The sequence below is a fragment of the Gilliamella sp. Pas-s27 genome (assembly GCF_009795865.1).
In the GTDB taxonomy this organism is placed as follows: Bacteria; Pseudomonadota; Gammaproteobacteria; order Enterobacterales; family Orbaceae; genus Gilliamella.
Map to the genome: position 1 here is coordinate 1 of NZ_WTEW01000061.1, position 3,139 is coordinate 3,139.

At 34.4% G+C, this 3,139-nt stretch carries 5 protein-coding genes; all 5 read right to left on the minus strand.

Annotation, left to right across the window (positions count from 1 at the left end):
* Window positions 1-217: 217 nt before the first annotated feature.
* The gene (locus GQ589_RS11495; protein ID WP_160426343.1) at window positions 218-964 is read right to left on the minus strand and encodes an Imm52 family immunity protein; all 747 of its coding nucleotides are present in this window, start codon (window positions 962-964) and stop codon (window positions 218-220) included.
* A 19-nt stretch (window positions 965-983) separates the two neighbouring features.
* The gene (locus GQ589_RS11500) at window positions 984-2,060 is read right to left on the minus strand and encodes a Tox-REase-5 domain-containing protein (protein ID WP_160426346.1); all 1,077 of its coding nucleotides are present in this window, start codon (window positions 2,058-2,060) and stop codon (window positions 984-986) included.
* Between the two features lie 12 nt (window positions 2,061-2,072).
* Complete coding sequence (locus tag GQ589_RS11505; protein WP_160426348.1) at window positions 2,073-2,417, minus strand: hypothetical protein; 345 nt, start codon at window positions 2,415-2,417, stop codon at window positions 2,073-2,075.
* The gene (locus GQ589_RS11510; protein WP_160426350.1) at window positions 2,417-2,923 is read right to left on the minus strand and encodes a DUF4123 domain-containing protein; all 507 of its coding nucleotides are present in this window, start codon (window positions 2,921-2,923) and stop codon (window positions 2,417-2,419) included. Before GQ589_RS11510 ends, GQ589_RS11505 begins: the two co-directional genes overlap by 1 nt.
* The coding region (locus GQ589_RS12335; protein WP_237399232.1) for a DUF2345 domain-containing protein at window positions 2,923-3,139 on the minus strand (217 nt) is incomplete at its 5' end. The genes GQ589_RS12335 and GQ589_RS11510, both read right to left, overlap by 1 nt.

Below are 3,139 nucleotides of genomic sequence, written 5' to 3' on the forward strand. Positions count from 1 at the left end.
CAGGTTTGGCCACTTTGGCTATAGCGGCTTCGTTTTTTATCCATAATGTCTTTTTTTCTGTTTCTGATGAATAAATTTCAATCTGCAACCAAGCAACCTTGACATCTTGACTGAGTATCTTGGTCTTTGCATAAGGTTTACCCACTGTCGTATCTGATGCTGCTTCTTTTTCCAGTCATTTTACTTGGCTAGTCTAGTTCAAAGGGCCTAAAGATAATCACAAATTACTTCGCTCTGGTAACAAATCCGCCTCGCGTAACCGAACATCAAGGCGATTCATTGTTTTCACATCCTCAATATTGTCAAAACAAGGGAAGTGATCGACTGAGACAATCACCGTGCCAACCTGTTTATCATTGTGATGAATAGGAATGATTTGATGTGCTTCTGGGTAATCTTTAGCATTAAGTGGCACTGGAATATAAACCAGTAGTGAGGTACCGATTCGTTTAGGAAATATAGCTTCAACTCTTTCCATTAAATCAATTTCAATATAACTATCCGTAAAAACATTAGCCAATTTTGTAACAAAAGTGGTGATTTGCTTTAACAGCTGTAAATCTTCAAGTTTAGTGAAAAAAAAGTCAATATTAGAGCTAATCAGAGCGTCATCAAAAAATGATTTATCAACATTATAAGTGATAACCTGTCCTGAGCTTTTATGTTCACCATCAATAAAAAAAATCTGCGTATCATTTTTCTTCTCAATTTTTTGGTAGGCTAATGCAAGCTTTTTCATCCCAAAATCAGTAAAACCCTCTGGGCAGTAGACTAACTCGTCTGGTTTCACTTTTACGGTGTTTTTAAATAGATACCAACACATGTTTGAATCAAAACTGTCTTGATAAGCCTTTAAGCCATTTTCCAAACGTTGATAAAAATCAGTAAAGGGAAGTGTTGTTGTTTTTGGTAAATAAATTATAATACTAAACTGAACATCGTCTGATGCAATGTATTTAGTCATATTAATCTCCTTATGGTAATTATGATAATGGAACCCAAATTGCACTGATTGAAGGGTAGGAAGCCTTGTTTAACATCTTCAAAAAAGCATTATAGGCAAGAGGGGTCATAAAAACCCAGCAACAACGAGCGTATGGATGAGCAGAACAAATTTTATCATGTTGTTCAGCTTGTTTTTTGAACCTCTCTATTTTTTCCTTACCTAATGATTTTAATTCTGGCTGACCTGTTCGGGTATTAAATTTTGTTCGGCTAAACATCAATGAATCATAATTGGCTTTCATTTCAAGCAATAAACAAAAATTTTTCAGCCAACCATCGAAATCAGCTTTCCCTGCTGGACCTTCATACATCCATTCTTTTATTTCTACCGATATTTTATTGGTTTTGGGGTTGCGATTTCTGTTCCAATCAACCCCTGCCAAAGTGGTTTGATAGTCAGCAGATAAATCGCTCATATTTCGTCGAAACAAATTGGGGGTAATAAAAGGTTCAATTGAACACTGACAATGTTTTTTTTCTAGCCCTTCCTTTTCAATTGCAAGCATTTTTTCGGCAAAAGTGTTTTTGATTTGTTCTTTTTCATCATCGGTTAAACGGTAGGTACTATAATATTTGGCTTTTTTAATATCCTGTTGGAGCGATTCAACTTCTTTCTCGTAATCATGGATAAGTGTTAATAATTGGGCTTCGGTTAAGGCTGGGATGATTGTTTCACCGCGCTTGAGTTTTTCAAGCTTTTCCTTGTACGTATTAATATAGTAGGTTTTTATCTCATTGATCTCGCTTTCTAATTTAGCGATTACCTCAGGAGTGTCGGGCTCTATATCGTCTTCTTCGGTTCTATCGATGACTTCGTTATCCGTTGGTATCACGAATTCTACTGCGAGTATTGCTATAAGTACCATACTAAAAAGCTGCGGATTTTGATATAAAGGATAGAGATAAGCATTGTTTTTTTGATGTATATCCGAAATAGGCTCAGAGCTTATTTCATAACCTGGAGGATAATCGAGTATTTCCTTGCTAGTTTGATACGCAACGATAGAAGCCGCCATCAACACAATGACATCTCCAATTAGAATAAATAACGGCATGACATGTGTTCCTTATAGTAATCCTTTTTGTTTTTTCTCTGCAATAATAAGCAAATCTTCATATTGTTTTTCTGGAATATGATCCTTTTTTTCAATCCAATCTTTAATTATTGAATTTTCCTTATACCCCGGCGTTACGGCTTCACCGTATAAAAATGCTTCGATAAGTGCTTCTTTCGTAAAACCGAGGGCAATAAGGTAGTTATAAGCTTCTTTTAATCGCTGAAATAGTTCATTAATATCTTCGTCTGGCAAGGTTAAACGTTTATCATTTTTGATCTTATGCGTTACTTGCCAAAGGTATTCTTCATCTTCTTGTTGAGATATTGCATCCATTTGTTCTTGAGAAAATTGCACTATAATTTACCTCTTATTAGTGAATAGTAATGATTATTATGAAAATAGAGCCAGTCATTAATATTTAATGTAAATAATTTAAATTGATCAGCTGTAAGTACATTCTGTAAGTTATTCAAAACTCGTGGATCGTAATAACGTAGTAATGCATTACGTTTATCAGGTAATCGTAAATGTAATTGGTTTTCTAGTTGGTTAAATAAATAATCTAATCGAAGAATCGAAATTAACCACGTAACAGATGAATATGTTTTTTCAAGCTGCAATAGTGAGTTTTGTACATTTTTATCAACCTGCATAATATCGATAAGCCAAGGACCAGCAAAAGCAACCTCTTTATTATTTGGACGAATAAAAAGAGGTAATATATTTTTATCTTGGATAAGTTCATTTCGAAATAAGCGTTCATACTCTAGTCCATCGACTAAAGTATAAAGCGTCAGCTTATGTCTAGATTGCTTTTGTTGTTCTAAAAATGTTTGATAAGAAATATGTTGGTTTAACATTATTCATCTCCTAATATCACTAGCATTTGTGCTCTTTCTGCAGCTTGTATCAAACATGGCAAACAAATTTTTTCACTATTCTTTGTAGTGATGTTAGGTAATGTCGGAGATGTAATTGATTTTGTTGCCGGCCCCATCTTCTGCAATACATTACACTTAAGATAGATATTATCCTGTGTACCCAGTTCGATACCTTCGCTGCTGATTTTGATATAA

Excerpts from the sequence above, each read along its gene's own strand:
- GQ589_RS11495 (WP_160426343.1), bottom strand. The coding sequence starts at position 964 with ATGACTAAATACATTGCATCAGACGATGTTCAGTTTAGTATTATAATT.
- GQ589_RS11510 (WP_160426350.1), bottom strand. The coding sequence starts at position 2,923 with ATGTTAAACCAACATATTTCTTATCAAACATTTTTAGAACAACAAAAG.
- GQ589_RS11500 (WP_160426346.1), bottom strand. The coding sequence starts at position 2,060 with ATGCCGTTATTTATTCTAATTGGAGATGTCATTGTGTTGATGGCGGCT.